Annotated in this window: 14 protein-coding genes; 7 read left to right on the forward strand and 7 right to left on the reverse strand. The window is 40.1% G+C overall.

Features of this window, described 5'->3' with window-relative positions; genetic code table 11:
• Positions 1-24: 24 nt before the first annotated feature.
• Both B9A18_RS06230 and purD read left to right on the forward strand, forming a co-directional pair.
• A complete protein-coding gene (locus B9A18_RS06230; RefSeq protein ID WP_084288265.1) occupies positions 25-966 on the forward strand; it encodes a YeiH family protein in 942 nt (313 codons plus the stop codon).
• A 109-nt stretch (positions 967-1,075) separates the two neighbouring features.
• Complete coding sequence (purD, locus tag B9A18_RS06235) at positions 1,076-2,347, forward strand: phosphoribosylamine--glycine ligase (RefSeq protein WP_084288267.1); 1,272 nt, start codon at positions 1,076-1,078, stop codon at positions 2,345-2,347.
• Positions 2,348-2,419: 72 nt separating this feature from the next.
• On the opposite strand, the gene B9A18_RS06240 is transcribed toward purD, so the two are convergent.
• The 3 genes from B9A18_RS06240 to B9A18_RS06250 all read right to left on the reverse strand — a co-directional run bounded on the left by B9A18_RS06240 (position 2,420) and on the right by B9A18_RS06250 (position 5,812).
• Positions 2,420-2,863: a hypothetical protein gene (locus B9A18_RS06240; protein WP_084288269.1), complete on the reverse strand. Its 444-nt coding sequence runs from the start codon at positions 2,861-2,863 to the stop codon at positions 2,420-2,422.
• A gap of 530 nt (positions 2,864-3,393) precedes the next feature.
• Complete coding sequence (locus B9A18_RS06245) at positions 3,394-4,539, reverse strand: TlpA disulfide reductase family protein (RefSeq protein ID WP_084288271.1); 1,146 nt, start codon at positions 4,537-4,539, stop codon at positions 3,394-3,396.
• A gap of 91 nt (positions 4,540-4,630) precedes the next feature.
• Complete coding sequence (locus B9A18_RS06250) at positions 4,631-5,812, reverse strand: formimidoylglutamase (protein ID WP_084288273.1); 1,182 nt, start codon at positions 5,810-5,812, stop codon at positions 4,631-4,633.
• Between the two features lie 35 nt (positions 5,813-5,847).
• Between B9A18_RS06250 and B9A18_RS06255 the strand changes: the two genes are divergently transcribed.
• The 3 genes from B9A18_RS06255 (at position 5,848) to B9A18_RS06265 (ending at position 9,255) form a co-directional block, all read left to right on the forward strand.
• Positions 5,848-6,843, forward strand: coding sequence for an NAD-dependent epimerase/dehydratase family protein (locus tag B9A18_RS06255; RefSeq protein WP_317048219.1), 996 nt, complete (start codon positions 5,848-5,850; stop codon positions 6,841-6,843).
• Between the two features lie 110 nt (positions 6,844-6,953).
• Positions 6,954-8,252 carry an HAD-IB family phosphatase gene (locus B9A18_RS06260; protein WP_084288275.1) on the forward strand — a complete coding sequence of 433 codons (1,299 nt, stop codon included), beginning with the start codon at positions 6,954-6,956 and terminating at the stop codon, positions 8,250-8,252.
• Between the two features lie 46 nt (positions 8,253-8,298).
• Positions 8,299-9,255 (forward strand): tryptophan 2,3-dioxygenase family protein, encoded by a 957-nt coding sequence (locus tag B9A18_RS06265; RefSeq protein ID WP_084288277.1) that lies wholly within the window; start codon positions 8,299-8,301, stop codon positions 9,253-9,255.
• Positions 9,256-9,288: 33 nt separating this feature from the next.
• On the opposite strand, the gene B9A18_RS06270 is transcribed toward B9A18_RS06265, so the two are convergent.
• Positions 9,289-9,927, reverse strand: a complete 639-nt coding sequence (locus B9A18_RS06270; RefSeq protein ID WP_084288279.1) for a 1-acyl-sn-glycerol-3-phosphate acyltransferase — start codon at positions 9,925-9,927, stop codon at positions 9,289-9,291.
• A 1-nt stretch (position 9,928) separates the two neighbouring features.
• Positions 9,929-10,753: an alpha/beta fold hydrolase gene (locus tag B9A18_RS06275; RefSeq protein ID WP_084288281.1), complete on the reverse strand. Its 825-nt coding sequence runs from the start codon at positions 10,751-10,753 to the stop codon at positions 9,929-9,931.
• Between the two features lie 300 nt (positions 10,754-11,053).
• Between B9A18_RS06275 and B9A18_RS06280 the strand changes: the two genes are divergently transcribed.
• On the forward strand, positions 11,054-12,118 hold the full coding sequence (locus B9A18_RS06280; RefSeq protein ID WP_084288283.1) for a branched-chain amino acid aminotransferase: 1,065 nt from the start codon (positions 11,054-11,056) through the stop codon (positions 12,116-12,118).
• Between the two features lie 88 nt (positions 12,119-12,206).
• Positions 12,207-14,327 carry a S9 family peptidase gene (locus B9A18_RS06285; protein WP_084288285.1) on the forward strand — a complete coding sequence of 707 codons (2,121 nt, stop codon included), beginning with the start codon at positions 12,207-12,209 and terminating at the stop codon, positions 14,325-14,327.
• A gap of 73 nt (positions 14,328-14,400) precedes the next feature.
• Here the strand turns inward: B9A18_RS06285 and B9A18_RS06290 are convergent, their stop codons facing one another.
• Together B9A18_RS06290 and B9A18_RS06295 are read right to left on the reverse strand one after the other, a co-directional pair.
• The gene (locus B9A18_RS06290; RefSeq protein WP_084288287.1) at positions 14,401-16,188 is read right to left on the reverse strand and encodes a hypothetical protein; all 1,788 of its coding nucleotides are present in this window, start codon (positions 16,186-16,188) and stop codon (positions 14,401-14,403) included.
• 57 nt (positions 16,189-16,245) lie between these two features.
• A complete protein-coding gene (locus B9A18_RS06295; protein WP_235005250.1) occupies positions 16,246-18,030 on the reverse strand; it encodes an AsmA family protein in 1,785 nt (594 codons plus the stop codon).
• Positions 18,031-18,126 lie beyond the last annotated feature (96 nt).

The raw sequence follows: 18,126 nt of genomic DNA on the forward strand, positions 1-18,126 counted from the left end.
CGCAAAGAAACAAAAGCATGACACATGGAAAATCCCAAAAGCGTACTTATTCATAAAATCATATTCTTATCAGCAGCCCTTCTTTCCTTACTTCCATTTATATCTCCGGCATTGGCATTACTTATGGGATTAGCTTTCGCTCAGCTTATGGATAACCCTTATGCAGTAAGCAGTGAAAAAGCCACGCATTTATTGCTAAAACTCTCTGTTATTGGTCTTGGCTTCGGCATGAACTTTTTTAGTGCGATTAAAGCAGGAAAAGAAGGCATCCTATTTACCATTGCTTCTATATTCGCTGTACTGTCCATCGGCTACCTTATCGGAAAACTCCTTAAAATAGATTTCAAAACGTCATCTCTTATTTCTGCAGGCACCGCAATTTGTGGAGGCAGTGCCATTGCAGCCCTTTCCCCAGTCCTGAAAGCCAATGAAAAACAAATATCCGTCGCCTTAGGAACCGTATTTATGCTCAATTCGGTTGCTTTATTCCTATTTCCCGCAATTGGTCATTGGCTACATCTTTCTCAATCACAATTTGGCTTATGGTGCGCGATCTCTATTCACGATACCAGTTCAGTTGTAGGCGCAGCAAGTAAATACGGCGAGCAGGCCCTGCAAATCGCAACTACCGTTAAGCTCGCCCGTGTATTGTGGATTGTACCTGTATCTTTTGCTGCAGCTTGTTTCTTTAAAACCGACAAAACAAAAATTCAGATCCCCTATTTTATTGCTTTATTCATATTGGCTATTCTGGCCAACACTTACCTCCCATTTATCGCGAAAGTATCCCCATATGTGGTAAGTGTTGCCAAATCCGGACTGACTTTAACTCTCTTTCTTATCGGATCAGGACTTTCCTTCAAAACTTTAAAATCAGTTGGCATTAGTCCACTGGTTCAAGGCCTGGTTTTATGGGTATTTATATCAATCGTAAGCCTTTGGACCATTATCACATGGGCAACCTAAAGTACCCCAAACTCATTATTTAAACTTAAGCTGTGATAATTTAGCTAAAGCGGTATATTTGCTGAACGATAGACGCTCCATCGTACAGTTTAAATAAAATCAGACATAGATGAACATCTTACTATTAGGTTCCGGCGGCAGAGAAAGTGCTTTTGCCTGGAAGATCAGCCAATCTTCGCAATGCTCACAACTGTTTATCGCACCGGGTAATGGCGGTACAAATGCTTACGGGAAAAACGTAAACATCAACCCCAACAACTTCGAAGCTGTAAAAGCGCTGGTACTTAAAGAAAATATTGACCTGGTAGTTGTAGGTCCTGAAGAGCCACTTGTAAACGGTATTCACGACTTCTTTTTAAACGATAGCGAGCTGGCAAAAATTCCGGTAATCGGTCCTAAAAAAGAAGGTGCTATCCTTGAGGGAAGTAAAGATTTCTCTAAGCAATTTATGGCACGCCATGGCATCCCTACTCCAGGCTCTGAATCATTCACCAATGATACTTTACAGCAAGGCTTAGCTTACCTGGATAACCATAGCTTACCAATTGTATTGAAAGCAGACGGACTGGCAGCAGGCAAGGGCGTAGTAATTTGCCAGACTGTAGCTGAGGCTAAAGAGGAGTTAGAACTCATGTTAGGTGGCAAATTTGGCGCTGCAGGATCATTGGTAGTCATAGAAGAATACCTGACTGGCATTGAGCTATCTGTATTTGTACTTACTGATGGCGACAACTATGTCATCTTACCTGAAGCTAAAGATTACAAAAAAATTGGTCAGGCAGATACAGGATTGAATACCGGTGGTATGGGTTCTGTTTCTCCGGTTCCTTTTGCTGACAAGAAATTCCTTGACGCTGTAGAAGAAAGCATTATAAAACCTACTATTAATGGCTTAAAGAAAGATAAAATCGATTATACCGGTTTTATTTTCTTCGGCTTGTTTAAGGTTGGTGATAAACCAATGATTATTGAATACAACTGCCGTATGGGTGATCCTGAGACCGAAAGTGTTATGCTAAGGATAGAGAATGACCTGGTAGAACTTTTCATGGCTACGGCTCAGAAGAAACTAAAAGACTATAAATTAAACATCAGTCCTAAAAATGCGGCAACTGTGATGGTTGTTGCGGGTGGTTACCCTGGTGACTATGAAAAAGGAAAATCAATCAGCGGAATTGAAAACGTTCGTGATTCATTGGTATTCCATGCAGGAACAGCACTTGATGGCGGCGTCGTAAAAACCAATGGCGGTCGTGTTTTAGCCATATCGAGCTTACAAGACAACCAGTTTGAAGCATTACAATCAGCAACGGCTGATGCTTCCCGCATTTACTTCGATGGCAAATACTTCAGAGAAGATATCGGTTTCGATCTGGTATAATATTGCAACTACAGCATAAAAAAAGGAGCCTGATCATTGATGAGGCTCCTTTTTTGTTCGTATCTAAATCTACTACGGCTTTGTTTCCAATTTCAATCCGGAAATTCCTGTAACCACTTCTTCATCCTCTTTTCCTTTGCCCTTTTTGTTTTTCTTCTTTTTGGTACCACCGTTCAGACGATCTTCCAGTACTTTTTCAAATTCAGGTAACTGATCGCCCTTTAAAATGGTTCTGATCTTATCGTTGGTTTCATTCTGAACTTTGTAAAACTTCGTCACATCATCTTCGTTAGATGTTCCCGCCTGCTGTCTTTTAATCATTTCCAGCTGTAGCTTCGACATGTCGAATACATAATTGTGGATCACACTTTTCTGGGTTGGACTCAATTTTAGTCTTTTCTCTAACTCCTCTACGTTTTTAACCGTCATTTCCTGAGGGGTAGGCATTTTTTGTTGTGCCTTTGTTAACGAATTAACACCTAGTAACAGCATTATAGCTAAAATATATCCTTTCATAATCATGTCCTTCTATCTGCGCAATTTAAAGATTATCCCAATGAAAAACAAAATCGGGCTTCTACCTGGCGCCCGAGGCATAGAACAGCCTTGTCTCCGTTTTATCTGCCTTTGGAATAATTAGCCAAAAAGTTGAGGTAAAGTAGCGGATAAGTTGCGGGTTGCTTTACCCTTCCTTTACCCTTGCGTTAGGGTTGCTATACCCCAGGGGTAAACCAAGGGTAAGGCAAGGGTAAAGGAAGGGTAAGCCAAGGGTAAAGCAACCCGCTATTTACCCGCAACTTATCTGCAAGATATCCCCAACTTATTAGCCCCGCTTATCAGTGTCGGATCCCACGCTTTCTAGCCTTAAACCACCTCACAACATTCGTACCAACGAAAAAAGGGCGAATAAACCGGTTAACCCGACCTATTCGCCCTTTTTTTGTTGCATCTGTGACCAAGAAAATTACCTTCTCTGAAAGAGCCTCAGCGTTATTCGCTTTTTCAGCGAATCATGCAGCTCTTGAAGAGAACGGTTATTTTCTCTTTTATTTTGATTGTCCTAAAACCTCAGCAAGTTTTTTCTGTAATTCTTCACCTCTAACATTTTTAGCGATGATTTTACCTGTAGGGTCGATTAAGAAGTTTGCAGGGATACCACGTACGCCATACATTGTAGACGCAGCATTTTTCCATCCTTGCAAATCAGATAATTGAGTCCACGCTAAACCATCCTTCTCGATTGCGTTTAACCAGTCTTGTTTTTTACCTGGGTTATCCAAAGAAACACCTAAAACTGTAAAGTTTTTGTCTTTGAATGCATTGTATGCTTTTACCACGTTAGGGTTTTCTGCACGACAAGGTCCACACCATGAAGCCCAGAAATCAAGCAATACATATTTTCCACGGAAGTCAGATAATTTAACCGGTTTGTCATTCACGTCATTTTGAGTGAAATCCATAGCCATTTGACCTACGCCTGTTTTTTTAGCTGCCTCAATTTCTTTGGTAATGCTAGTACCAAGATCTGTTGCTCTTACAGTAGCCGAGAATTTATTGAATCCAGCTTCAGTACCTTTAAGATCAGCATCAAGATCCATAGTTTCCTTATACGCCACTAAACCAACATAAGAGTTAGGGTTTGCTGCAGCAAATGACTTGTTGATTGCATCTAATTCTTTTCTGATGGCTTCATCACGGCTAATAATTCCTTTCATGAACGCTTCATCTTTACGCGCATCAGGTCCTTTGGCACGGAACTCAGCCATTAAAGCGGCTGCTTTCTCGTTAGCCGATTTAGTTAATGCTTTATATTTAGCATTATCCTCGTTTACTTTTGAACCTTTTACAACAGCATGTTTTACTGAATCTGTTGCCGATACAACTTGCATTGCAACAGGCTCAAGATAAATACTGAATACATCACCAGCAGCACCACGCACCGCAGGAGCAGCATCATGCTTAATTCTGATGGTAGCCTGGCTGATTCCGGTCACCGGTCCAGTGAATACAAATTTACCACCAACAATATTTACAGAGTCGGTAACTGGGTTTGCCCTTGTTCCAGAATGTAAAAAAGCTTTTGCCGGTGAGCCTAAGTTGCCCACTTTACCTGTTATGGTAAATTTACCTTGGCCTTGCGCCATAACGGCAGCAGGCAATAAACAAGCAGCGATCAATGCGATCCTTTTCATAATTTTCTATTTTTTTTGAATAATAAGTTTGGTTACTGTGGTCCAAATGTAATCAATAGACGAAAATTATAACGCAAGGTTTAATGTAATATTATAGTAGCTTTTGGAAGGTGCGCCACCACAAATCAGGCATATCACCATTTACTGCTGTAGTATAATCATCATAACGGCAAGGGACCAGATGATACCTTTCATTCTTCGAAATACCTGTAGGATAGGGCACTTGCATCCACCAGCGATCCGATTTTTTACTCTTCACAAATAACATTTCTGCCGAACCATCGTTTAAACTAGCCCTGTAAATAAGATATTGCGATTTTGGCGTAAGCGGAAAATCTTTTTTGCGATTGTAGAATCCATCTACAAAATACCATACCATTTGAGCAAGCAGCATAGCCGTCTGACCGTTTTGATCAAAGGCAGGATTAAACTCATAGAAGCCTATCGAAGTTAACTTATCACTCATCCCTGCATAGCGGGTAATGGCGCAGGCTTGTTCACCATAAAAGCCATTCGGTCCGGCATTAGCATTCGCACCGGCATCGGAAGAACGTATGGCACCAATATCAAAGCTGATCATACTGGCATTACGGATAATAGGTTCCGCCAGTGTAATGTCTTTAGCAAACTCGCCCAAACGATGTGCATCAAAATAGAGCTTGCTCATGACCTTCAGACTATCCTGATTTACAAAATAGGTTTGGTAGCCAACATTACTAAAGTTGAACAGGTAATTGGGCTGATGTAAAAGAATCTTATTCAGATAGGTGTCGGACTTCGCAGCCAAACCTTCCTGATCCTCTTCATCCAGATCGAATTTATTGTCGATCACAACCAGGTCGACTTTTTGCTCCAGGCTTTCGTATGCCAGATATTGGGCATAGGTAAGATCCTGACCACCGCCAATAATCACCGGCACAATATCCAGTTTGATCAATTCAGAAACCACCATTTTCAGGGCCACATAGGTATCCGAAATGTTTGCTCCTGCTTTAATATTTCCCAGATCAATAATTCTGGTCGTAAAAGCCCCTTCATTAAGTGTATAAAATTGCGACCTGAAATAGTCGGGGGCCAGTGCACAGCCTTCATTATTTACCGCAGCACGATCGTCCTGCACACCAAAAATGGCAATATCATACTGTTTTTCATCCAGCTCTGGAAATTTATCGGTATAAAAACTAGCCTTTAAACCTAGCTGACTGGTATAGAATCCCTGTTTTGGCGTAAATTTATCGGGGTTTACCGGAGAAAAAAAATCTGATAAAGACATATTGTGATATAATGTATGACCTCAAATATCTATTTTTGACCGCATATATTAATGAACATCCTAAAAAAAATGAAATGATATTGGTTACCGGTGCTACTGGGTTTTTAGGATCCGAACTCATCTATCTGTTAACCAGCCAAGGGGTTAAGCTCAGGGCATTGAAACGGGAACAGTCTGTTATTCCGGATTTAATTAAGGACAATCCCCTGATTGAATGGGTAGTTGCCGACATTAACGATCTTTCTGACCTGGAAGATGCTTTTGAAGGCATTACTAACGTGTATCACTGTGCCGCTCTGGTTTCATTTAATCCAAAAGATAAGGCTGCCCTATTAAGAATTAACATTGAAGGCACCAGCAACGTGGTTAGTCTTTGCACAGCTTTTGGCGTAAGACTTTTGCATGTAAGTTCTGTTGCTGCTTTAGGCAATGCTAAAAAGGGCGCTTTGATTACGGAAAAAGATTTTTGGGAGTACGATGTTAAAGCGCATAGTTATGCCATTTCCAAATACGAAGGTGAAATGGAAGTATGGAGGGGTATAGCTGAAGGTCTTGATGCGGTAATTGTTAATCCCTCGGTAATCATCGGTAAAAGCGCTGGCTTTGAAGGCAGCGGAGCTATTTTTAAACTGGTTAAGGATGGCCTGGCCTTTTACACCAAAGGTGCGACAGGAATTGTTGACGTGAGCGATGTAGCAAAAAGCATGATCGCGCTGATGAACAGTACCGAAACGGCTGAAAGATTTACCATCTCAGCTGAGAACTATCATTATAAAGACTTCTTTGAAGAAATAGCGAAAGGTTACGGTATAAAAGCCCCTGCAAAGGAAGCAAAACCCTGGATGCTGGCTATTGCCTGGCGCACGGCAAAACTGGCTTCCTTACTTACAAGAAAGCCTGCGGCACTGACCAGCGATGCTGCCAGGAGCAGTTTGAATGAAAGCTTGTACTGCAATGAAAAGATAAAAAAAACCATTGGGATCGAGTTTAAGCCTTTAAAACAAAGTATTGCGGAAGTCTGCAAGCAGTAATTACGATTTTTCTAATCATTCTGCCGTATAACTGATAAAATGACAATGATTTCGTATATTTGAATCAATTATTAACAACGTAACGACCTAAATTTCACACTTCTAAACGGATGAAGCCAAAGAATTTTTACATCATTGATTTTGATAGCACTTTCACTCAAGTTGAAGCTTTAGATGAGCTGGCACGAATTTCCCTTAAAAAGCACCCTGAGAAGGAGGCCATTTTTCAAAAAATTGAAGAGTACACCAATCTTGCGATGGAAGGAAAGCTTTCCTTTGGCGAGAGTCTGGCCCAAAGGGTAAAACTACTGGAAGCTACGGAAGATCATTTGAAACAGCTGATCAAAGTACTGAAGAAAAAAGTATCTGCTTCTTTCTCTCGTAATGCGGCGTTCTTTAAAAAACATGCGGATGAAGTATTGATCGTTTCAGGAGGTTTTAAAGAGTTCATCACTCCTGTAGTGAGCCAGTATCACATTAAAAAAGAAAACATTTATGCCAATACTTTTGTAACCACAGGAGATGGCAAGATTATAGATTACGACCATTCCAATCCTTTAAGTGAAGAAGGTGGAAAGGTAAAGCTGATGCAACAGATGAACCTCGAAGGTGACCTGTACGGTATAGGCGATGGCTATTCAGACTTTCAGCTTCGCGAAAGCGGACTGATCAAGAAGTTCTATGCTTTTACAGAGAATATTGCCAGGGAAAGCATTGTTAAAAAAGCAGACCATGTTACCCCAAGCTTCGACGAATTCCTTTATGTAAACAATTTGCCAAGGGCGATATCTTACCCAAAAAACAGGATCTTATGCCTGGTCATTGGTGATGTGGACCCTAAAAGCATCGAAATGTTGAAAAAGGATGGTTTCTCCATACGCCATAAAACAACCTTCGAAGAGAAGTATGTAGCAGATGTGCATATGATGCTGCTTGCTGATGGAGAGAAAATAACGGATGACCAGCTGCAAAGAGCAATTACACTAAAGACCATCGGTTATCTTGGAAGTGCAAAAAACAAGATAGACCTGCAGAAATGTACGGAGCAGGGGATTGTCGTTTTTGAGGATATGAAAGCCAATCCCCGCAACAATGTTTTTATTCCGAAAAGGATGATCGACTTTATGAATACGGGCACCACGCACCTGAGCAGCAACTTTCCAAACCTTCAATTGCCAAGGATCGATAAGTCTCACCGCCTGATCCATATTCATAAAAACGTTCCGGGAATTATGGCAAAGATCAATACTGCCTTTGCCTATCACGACATCAACATCGTAGGTCAGTTTCTAATGACCAATTCGAGCATCGGTTATGTAATTACCGATATCAATGCCCAATACGATAAGCAACTGTTTAAATTCCTAAAAAAGATTGAGCATACCATAAAATTTAGGGTATTGTATTAACAGGAACAACCTTCTTTAATTACATTTGTGGTAAACGAACTTAATAATGGAACTTACCCCACAAATAAAAGAGAAGCTGGATAAGCTGCAGGAGAAGTATGCTGCCATGGGGCAGGATATGGCGGCTTATCTTGACGGGCTTTTGTATGCGGACTTTTTAACTTACTGGGACTATATCCATCTGGATACCCTGTTAAGCTTACAAAGTCCTAAAACTCCATTTCCGGATGAAGAGATTTTCATCATGTACCACCAGATTACGGAGCTTTATTTTAAACTTTCCCTGCATGAATGCAAACAGATTGCTCAGCATACTTCCTTAACTGTTGAGTTTTTTGCCGCAAGAATCAAACGCATCAATGCTTATTTCCATGCTTTAACCACTTCGTTTGAGGTGATGGTAAACGGCATGGAAAAAGATCAATTCTTAAAATTCCGTATGTCGCTATTGCCGGCAAGTGGTTTCCAATCGGGCCAATACCGCATGATTGAAATCTCGGCAACGAACTTTACACAACTTATAGATAAAAGTAAAAGAGAAGAATTGGCAAACGCTAGTTTAGAGGAGCAGTTTGAAAATATCTACTGGAAATTTGGTGCGACTGAACTAGCTACAGGTAAGCAAACACTTACACTAAAACAGTTCATCAATAAATATGCAGGTCAGTTTTTACAATTGATAAAAGATAGAAAAGAGACCAACTTCTCCGCTTTATACCTTAAACTGGCCAGCGAAGGTCATGATGTTACTGAACTGGCTAACGAATTGAGAAAGCTGGATCTTTATGTAAATGTGGAATGGCCGTTGTCACATTATAAATCTGCCGTAAGATATCTTGAGCGTGATCCAGTAGACATCGCTGCTACAGGTGGAACCAACTGGCAGAAGTATTTGCCTCCGCGCTTTCAGAAAAGAATCTTCTATCCGTTTTTGTGGACAGAAGAGCAAATTGAAGAATGGGGTAAAGGCTGGGTGCTTAGTGTTTTAAAGAACCTTCACTAGCGGAATATAACAAGAAAACCATAATTGGCTCAATTAATCTAGTGTGTGCGCAGGAGGATTATACTGTTTCCGTTGGGTTTGTTTGCAAGATTGGTAGAATATATTGTACGCTTTTTCCATCTTTACAGAATCCTGCTCGCCTGAATAATCCATCAAATAAACATTGGCTTTGGGTTTAAAATTTGCCAGAAAATCCAAAAGAACTACAGCGAATACTACTTGTATTGGTTGTTTGTTCTTCTTTAAAATCCGGTCTAACCCTTGTTCAAAGTGGATCCGATCCAGATGTTGCGAATAAACTCCGCCCTGCGGGAAAATGCCCAACATATTTTCTGGATCCTTTAATAAGGAGGCTGCATAGTTTAGTGAATCAACAATCGATTTTGATTTTTTGTTAACCGAGAAACAGCCTATGTATTTTAGTGGCCTGAAATTGTGCATCTGCTCTTCGAGCACCATCACTTTAAACTCTTTTTTTAGCACCTTCCTGCATAATAGATGCATCAAAGGGCCGTCATTAAAGCTATAATGGTTCATTAACAGCAAAGTTGCCACTTCTCGATTAATTTGTGGAGCATTCAAAAAGGCTATTTTAGAAAATTTGGCTAACAAATATTTCTCTGTCGCCAGCATTAGCCATTGTACAAATCTTATCGGTCTATCCTTAATCATTCTATTGTTGCAATTGGGTGGTCAAATAATTATTCATATGTGCATTTACCAATTCATGCCCATCATCAAATACATGGATGTTTGGTTCATTTAGCAATGTACTAAATCTCTCGCCTATTTTACTTGGAAAAAGCTTGTCTTTTTTCCCAAAATACAAATGGCAGTTGATGTTATGCCTGTTGATTGCTTCGGCAATTTGCTTTCTATTAAAATCTAATTGGGCATAGTAAGTAATCGTATTGTAACAGGTTAGCCTAGTCGCCGTAGTACCAAATTCTGCCTTTAAAATTCGATGGATAGCATCATCAATATAATTCAGTTTTAACAACGAATTTAAGAGAAAATTAACCGTTTTAGGGCTATAAACCAGCTTATAAAAGATTCTGTTGACAACGTAGTTGGCACCACCCATTCGCAATAGCCTATTTGGCTCGATTCCATCAGGCGCAATAAGATAAGTTTCTGCTATTCTTTGGGGCAAATTTTCGATTAAGCAGAGCGCCATCCTCGTTCCGATACTATAAGACAACAGCGAAACTTTAGCTATATCCGGATATTTGGCAATGAGAAACTGATCAATCTGATCCGAAAAAAGTTTAGACTGAAGTCCTTTGCGTATATACTGAACCGAATTATCATTTAATTGTGTTTCACCATGAAAGAACAAATCAAAACTAATGATAGTATATTTTTTTTCAAAAGCTTCTTCCAGCACCTTAAACTGCGTACCGCGCATGCCAAAACCATGAAAAGCGAGTAGGATTTGGTCGCCACTTCCGTATTCATGATAATGCAGACTGCTTGATTCTGTTTGAAAAACCGGCATAATTATTCTACCTGAGTTTTTCGGTAAACAGGTGCATTTCGATATGCGAAGCATGTCTTCTTGGTGATAGCTATTGGCCAACTTCCGTCACCAATTATTGCAATTTTAGGAGTCATAAGGGTTAAGGTTATGGATGAGACAAACCTACTTAAAATTGTTTTAAGGATAAAATGGAGACCATTTAGCCCCCCTATTTGATTGAAAACACTTAAAAATGAGGATTAAACATTTTAATAATCAAAAATAAAAACCACTGGAAGGGCATTTTTTCTTAAATTTGCATCAGGTAATATTACTACAATGAATGATACACTTGATATAACAATCACGAAAGCTGAAAACAGCAGGCTTACAGTAACTGATTTTTCTCAGTTACCTTTTGGGAAGGTATTTTCTGACCATATGTTTATTGCTGAATATGATAATGGACAGTGGTCTAACCTGCGGGTTCTTCCTTACGGTCCGATTCCAATGAGCCCGGCAATTTCTGCTTTACACTACGGACAAGCGATTTTTGAAGGGATGAAGGCTTATCGCCAGGCTGACGGTAAGATCAGTGTTTTCAGACCTGAGAAAAACTTTGAGCGTTTCAATAAATCAGCAGATCGTATGTCTATGCCTGCTGTGCCTAAAGAGATCTTTATGCAGGGTATTGCTGCATTAATTGATATTGATGAGAAATGGGTACCTGCACAAGACGGTTATTCATTATACATCCGTCCGGTAATGTTTGCTACTGACCCATATTTAGGTGTTAAACCATCTGACAAATATATTTTTGCTTTACTAACCACTCCTACCGGTCCTTACTATAGCAAAGCATTGAAAGTGAAAATCGAGATGGAATACACCCGTGCTGATGATGGTGGTGTTGGTTATGCCAAAACTGCAGGTAACTATGCACGTTCATTATATCCTTTTGCTGAAGCACAAAAAGAAGGTTTTGATCAATTGATCTGGACTGATGCTGCTGCACATGAATATATTGAAGAAGCCGGAACAGCTAACCTGATCTTTGTGATCAATGGTAAACTGGTAACGCCTTCGGTAAGAAGTACAGTTTTAGACGGTGTAACCCGTGATACGATTATTCAACTTGCTAAAAAAGCAGGCATTGAAGTTGAAGAAAGACGTGTAAGCGTAAAAGAAGTAATCGAAGGAATCGAAAACGGAACCCTTACTGATGCATTTGCAGCAGGTACCGCAGCTACCGTTACACCGATCGGTGAAATTGGTTATCTGGGTAAAACTTATACCCTAACTGATCCTGCAACACGTACTGTTTCTGCAGGTATTGCAAAAACATTGAACGACATTCGCTACGGACTTGTTCCTGATGAGTTTGGCTGGAACTGGGTATTGTAATACTTACATTAGCTTTAAAATATAATACAGGCGCCTTTATTAAGGGCGCCTTTTTATTGTCAAATCATAAACCAACTATAACATCTAGATGAAATCAAACTTAATTCTGGGTTTAGCAGGCGCATTACTCCTTAGCGTTCCTGGACAAGCACAGCTTAAAAAATTAGACCAGCAACAAATATTTGCAGGGAAGCCCTCACTAACCAAACCAATGAATGTAATAACTGGATGGAGCGACGATAACCACTATATCGAAATGAACGCTCAGGACCGAAAGTTATATGCTGTCGACATCAAATCAGGAGCAAGAAGCCCTTACACCCCTCCTGCCCTAAGCAATGTAAATGTATCTGTAGATCGGAATGATATTTATATCAAATATGGAAAAGATGAGCCTAAACGCTTAACCAATAACAAAGATGAGGAGAAGAATCCAGTATTGTCACCAGACGGAAAGTATATCGCCTTTACCCGCAACAATGATCTTTTTGCTGTGGATACAGAGAGTGGCAAGGAAATCAGATACACCAATGATGCTACAGATGTTATTTATAATGGCTGGTCGTCATGGGTATATTATGAGGAAATTTTAGGCAGGGCAACAAACTATCGGGCTTTCTGGTGGGCGCCCGACAGCAAACACATTGCTTTCCTGCGCTTCGACGATACAAAAGTTCCGATGTTTCCTATTTATGGTTCAACAGGTCAGCATGGCTATCTGGAAAAAACACGTTACCCTAAAGCCGGAGATCCAAATCCAGAGGTAAAGGTCGGCTTTGTAAAAACCACTGGCGGACCTGTCGTATGGGCTGATTTTAATGAGAAAGACGATCAGTATTTCGGCACGCCATACTGGAGCTATGACGGCAGTAATTTAATGGTTCAATGGATGAACCGCGGACAGGACAACCTGAAATTTTACTCAGTAAGCCCTGTATCAGGTGCAAAAAAAGAAATATATCATGAACAGCAATCTTCCTGGATAAACCTTGATCATGATGGCCGAATTGAATATCTACAGGACAAAAAGCACTACATTCTTAAAAGTGACAAAACGGGTTGGGCACATTTTTACCTATATACCTTAGCAGGTAAACTGGTAAACCCAATAACAAATGGCAACTGGCAGGTGACCAACCTGATGCATGTTGACGAAAAGAATAAGACTGTTTATTTTACGGCCCGCAAAGAGGCTTCTACCCGCAGCGACCTATATCGCGTTGATTATAACGGTAAAAACTTAAAGCGTTTAACCTTTGGCGATTATACTCATCAGGTTCAGTTGTCGCCAAACGGATCTTATTTCATCACCACTTACTCTAATGTTTCTACCCCACAGAAGCGCAGTTTGCTGGATAATACAGGAAAAGTAATTAAAGAACTGGGAGATAGCAAGGCTGCTGATTTTGATCAATATATTTTTGGTAAAACAGAAATGATCACCATTCCTACGGATGACGGCTATAACCTGCCTGCTGTGATTACTTATCCTACAAACTTTGACCAGACCAAAAAATATCCTGTAGTAATGAGCATATATGGAGGTCCGGATGCAGGTACAGTAAGCAATACCTGGAAAGGCGTAGCCAACCAATGGTGGGCAAATGAGGGGATCATACAGATCGCTGTAGATCACCGCGCTTCAGGACAGTTTGGTAAAGCGGGTGTTGCTTTAATGCACCGCAACCTGGGGAAATGGGAAATGAAGGATTACACCACTGCTGCAAGATGGTTAAAAGCGAAACCATTTGTTGACAATAAGAAACTATTAATTACGGGACATAGCTATGGCGGTTACATGACTTGTATGGCTTTAACCATGGGTGCCGATGACTTTGACTTCGGTTATGCAGGCGCACCTGTTACCAGCTGGGAGTTGTACGACACGCATTATACGGAACGTTTTATGGACACACCACAGGAAAACCCTGAGGGCTATAAAAAAGGTTCTGTATTAACGTACGTGAACAACTACAAAGGCTTGTTGCGTGTTATGCATGGTGATATGGACGATAACGTGCATATGCAAAATACCATCCAGCTGATTGATAAGTTACAAAATGCCAACAAGCACTTTGAATTGATGATTTATCCGGGAGGCAGACATGGCTGGGGAGGTGTTAAAACTCCACATGATAAAGCTGAGCGGATCAGATTCTACTATCAAAACCTGTTGAATAAACCGGTACCGGAGGAGTTGTTGAAGTAAGAGTGAAGAGCAAGGATTAAAGATTAAGCATCCAATCTTTAATCCTTTGCTCCTTAATCTTTATCCCCTATCGCTACCTACGCTTCCTTGCTTGCCTACGTTTAACACGTTCCTTCCTATCCGCCTTCATTCTTTCAAATTTGGCGATCTGGTCTTTAACTTCCTGTTCTTTTTGAGGTGTGAGTCCTACGCTGTACTTAACACCCTGAAACAGGGTTTTCCAGATGAAATTAAAGAAAGAAGCGGTTTCGACCCTTTTGTTATTAATCGGTGCAGTAACAAATACTCCATCCGCATCAGGATTATCAGAATTGATGATCAATGCATTGGCGAGAAATGAAATCAAGCCTTGCTTTACCAGGCGGTCCTCTCCTTTAACCTTCTTCATTAGCGCCACAGAAAGATCGTTGTAAGCAAAACTAACTGTTCCTTTAGCCAGATGATCATTTGCCTCAATATTAAATGCCAGCTTATTGATATGACCGCTATTTACCTTTACCAATCCCAACGGTTTAGTGATCCTGTTCAGAGCTCTCCCTTCCATATTACCGAGCGCCCCTGAATAAGAGAATGCTCCATCTTTGGCCGTCAAATTGAATTTAAAATTCACATCCAGCTTTCCTGAACCCATCACATAGGAAGTGAGTGCAGCAACCATGAACGGATTTTTAGCTTTGGCTTTCTCCACGTTTGTCACATTAGAAATGACGCCCCAGGTTTGGTCAAAAGTAATGACCCCCTTGTATTTACCGTCTTTGTCGAACTCAGCATAGCTGATATCGAGATTATTTACGTTTAATTTAGCTACGGTTAGTTTATGATCTGCGCTCTGCAATTGCTGATGCGGATACTGCCCTATTTTGTTCTCTACTTTTCTAGGTAGGGTATTGTTATTTACTACAGCCAGTGTCCCGTTGGCAATATTCATTTCCTTAGCAAAAAGTTCTTGCTTCAGTATATACAGCCGGAGGTCTATTCCCGAAAAATCTATATCGGCCATCTGTATGCTATACCTGTCTTTAGCATAGCCAAATGTACTTCCAAACTTCAACTCGCTGTAGCGGGGCTCAAGATTGAAATTATTGACGTTTAACTTACCTGAGGAAGCGGCGAAGTTGAGATGGTCGAATTTAGCAAAATATAAACTGTCGGGTGTCGCATAACTGTAATCACTCAGGTTTATAATCACATCCTTTAATAAATAAAGCCTGCTTTTATCAGCGGAAGAATGCGCATCTATTAACCAATCTTTAAGCGTAATATTCAAATTAGCAATGGCATCAATTTCTGGCTTACCGGGATTGTTGTTATTGATGTATTTAAAGCTGGCATTCTTAAAGTCTATGGTTTTAACACGTAACTCTTTAAGGTATTTTGAGATGTAATCATAAGGCGATCTGTTGGAGTTTGGACGATTTTCGTCATTAAAATCAAATTGCCTGTTGGTCATTTCAATAGAAGGATTATCAAACAACAGCTGATCGATATTTAATTTTTTCTTTCTCCATAGCCTAATAGGGTGGAAATTTCTTATAGCTAATTTTTTAAGCCTGATATGGTAAAGGTTATTTGGAGCTTGTTTGGAAAGGATAAGTTTTTGGTAAACATTGGTATCCGGTGTAATCTTCACATCGGTTAAAGACGACACTCCGGTTAAAACATTTGTACTAACTGAAGAAAACTCAATCCGGTATAGATTGTCAGTTGTTTTTAGCACCAGTTCTTTTAATTCAAAAGTTATAATGGGTTTAAGCTTGGCGCCCAGATACCAGGTTAATGCGGTTAGCATTACCGCAACGAACAGCAGCGCTGCAGCAAACCACCTTAGGATGACATATTTCTTTCCGACGCTTACAGACATAGGCAACAATGTAGTTTAGCCTAATATACACATAAAGGAACTAGGATGAAGGATGTCTTAATCTTTATTCTTTTCTCTTTGCTCCTTTTTACGTTCTTCTTTTTTAGCCTTTATCTTCTTCATTGATTCCTCCGGAGTCTTAACAGGCACAGCTCCTATACCAACCGTTTCGCGCATTCCCAAAAAAACACCTTTCCACAGCAGATTAAAAAACGAAGCTGCAGGCGTTCTCTGGAAAGTTACATTTGCCGTTCTTGGCGCTTCATTCTTATCCGGATTTGCATTCTTTATCAGGATGGTGTTGACTAGAAAGGATAAAAAGCCTTTTCTCTTCGGTGCGGCTCCATCCTCCCCTTCTTTAAGCAGCTTTATTTTCAGATCCGTATAGTAAAAATGTACGGTACCGGATGATCCTTTAGCATTCGCTTGTATATTAAAGTTTATTTTTTGCATTTTTCCGCTTTCAATTTCAATGAGTCCCATGTTTTTTGCCATAGGGTTTAGGGTTAACATGTTCATTGGCCCTACTGTCCCTTTGTAACTAAAGGCAGCGTTCTTATCGGTAAGGTTAAAGTTAATGCGAATATCAATTCTGCTGGTTTTCATAACCAATGCCGACAAATTCGCTATTGCATGATTATTTTTAGCGAGTTGCAGGGAATCATTGGTTACGTTGAGGATGCGGCCACTAAGATTTTGAAAATAGGCCGTTCCTCTTCTCTGACTGATGGGATTGTATTCCGTGTAGGCTACATCAACATTATTAAGTTTTATGGTGTCTACAATTGCCTGAAAGGGTAAGCGTTTCAGTGCTACATGCGGGAAGTTTCGAACCTTATCCAGCTTAGGTGGAGCGGGCAGTTCTCTGTTTACAAAAATATTAACTTTTGCAGGGCCTATTTTCAGGGCCTCGGCATGAAGACTACCTTCACTGTCTAACCTTGCAAAATCAACTCCGGTAAAACTGATTTGATTAAACTTTAGATCATAGCGATCCTTTCCATAGGTATACTTACGTGTAAAGGTAAGATCGGGATACATAGGAATAATTTGAACCCCCTTAACAACGATGTTTTTTCCTGAAGCGGTACCACTAACCGTATCGACCTTTATCGTATACATTTTGTTTTTGCCGATGGACTTATATCCGGTTAATTGAAAACCGATATCCTTAGCGTGATAATACCTGGTGGTATCGAACTGAGAAAGGGAATCAACCAGGAAATCTTTAACATTGATACTTAAATGTTTTACTGAATTCAATGTTTGCGATGTTTCACCATTGACATAATCAAAGTCGGCATCAATGATTTTGATAGCCCTAACATTGATGGATTTAAGCTGATTGGAGATCATCTGGTAGAGTGTTAGTGCTTCTTTTTTTACTTCAGGACGTGGCTTAACTTTATAATGAATCATCTGAATAGAGGGCTGTTCGAGCACAATAGCTTTCATGTCGATCTCTCTCTTAAAATAAGCCCTTAACAAGGCTATTCTGCTTATTTGAAGCCTTGCTAACTTCACTTTAAATATATTAGCCGGAGCTAGCTGATTTGCTTTTAATTGATTATAGACAACAGTATCCGGTGTAAGTGATACCTGATATAATGCCGCACTTCCTGTAAAAGGATTAATTGTGATGTCCTTAAAATCCAGTTTATAAAGCTTTAGGGAACGATTGCGGACTCCTTCTTTTAGCTTTTTTGTAAGAATAGGTTTCCACCTTGCATTTAAGTAAAGCCCAAGACCAAGGCCAATAAGGATAAGTACCGCTAAAATGCCGCCTATCCATTTCCAAACTTTATGCTTATTTGCTTTATGATTGGGTATGATCTTTTGCATATATTAAATATAACAATTTCAGCGCCACAATATTTGCCTTACACTTTATCTACTTTCCTTCTGAAATAAACGAATTACTTACCAATTTTGGATAAT

The sequence above is a fragment of the Pedobacter nyackensis genome (assembly GCF_900176505.1).
In the GTDB taxonomy this organism is placed as follows: Bacteria; Bacteroidota; Bacteroidia; order Sphingobacteriales; family Sphingobacteriaceae; genus Pedobacter; species Pedobacter nyackensis.

Coding starts and splice junctions, on each gene's coding strand:
- B9A18_RS06230 (WP_084288265.1), top strand. CDS start 25: ATGGAAAATCCCAAAAGCGTACTTATTCATAAAATCATATTCTTATCA.
- purD (WP_084288267.1), top strand. CDS start 1,076: ATGAACATCTTACTATTAGGTTCCGGCGGCAGAGAAAGTGCTTTTGCC.
- B9A18_RS06240 (WP_084288269.1), bottom strand. CDS start 2,863: ATGAAAGGATATATTTTAGCTATAATGCTGTTACTAGGTGTTAATTCG.
- B9A18_RS06245 (WP_084288271.1), bottom strand. CDS start 4,539: ATGAAAAGGATCGCATTGATCGCTGCTTGTTTATTGCCTGCTGCCGTT.
- B9A18_RS06250 (WP_084288273.1), bottom strand. CDS start 5,812: ATGTCTTTATCAGATTTTTTTTCTCCGGTAAACCCCGATAAATTTACG.
- B9A18_RS06260 (WP_084288275.1), top strand. CDS start 6,954: ATGAAGCCAAAGAATTTTTACATCATTGATTTTGATAGCACTTTCACT.
- B9A18_RS06265 (WP_084288277.1), top strand. CDS start 8,299: ATGGAACTTACCCCACAAATAAAAGAGAAGCTGGATAAGCTGCAGGAG.
- B9A18_RS06270 (WP_084288279.1), bottom strand. CDS start 9,927: ATGATTAAGGATAGACCGATAAGATTTGTACAATGGCTAATGCTGGCG.
- B9A18_RS06275 (WP_084288281.1), bottom strand. CDS start 10,753: ATGCCGGTTTTTCAAACAGAATCAAGCAGTCTGCATTATCATGAATAC.
- B9A18_RS06280 (WP_084288283.1), top strand. CDS start 11,054: ATGAATGATACACTTGATATAACAATCACGAAAGCTGAAAACAGCAGG.
- B9A18_RS06285 (WP_084288285.1), top strand. CDS start 12,207: ATGAAATCAAACTTAATTCTGGGTTTAGCAGGCGCATTACTCCTTAGC.
- B9A18_RS06290 (WP_084288287.1), bottom strand. CDS start 16,188: ATGTCTGTAAGCGTCGGAAAGAAATATGTCATCCTAAGGTGGTTTGCT.
- B9A18_RS06295 (WP_235005250.1), bottom strand. CDS start 18,030: ATGCAAAAGATCATACCCAATCATAAAGCAAATAAGCATAAAGTTTGG.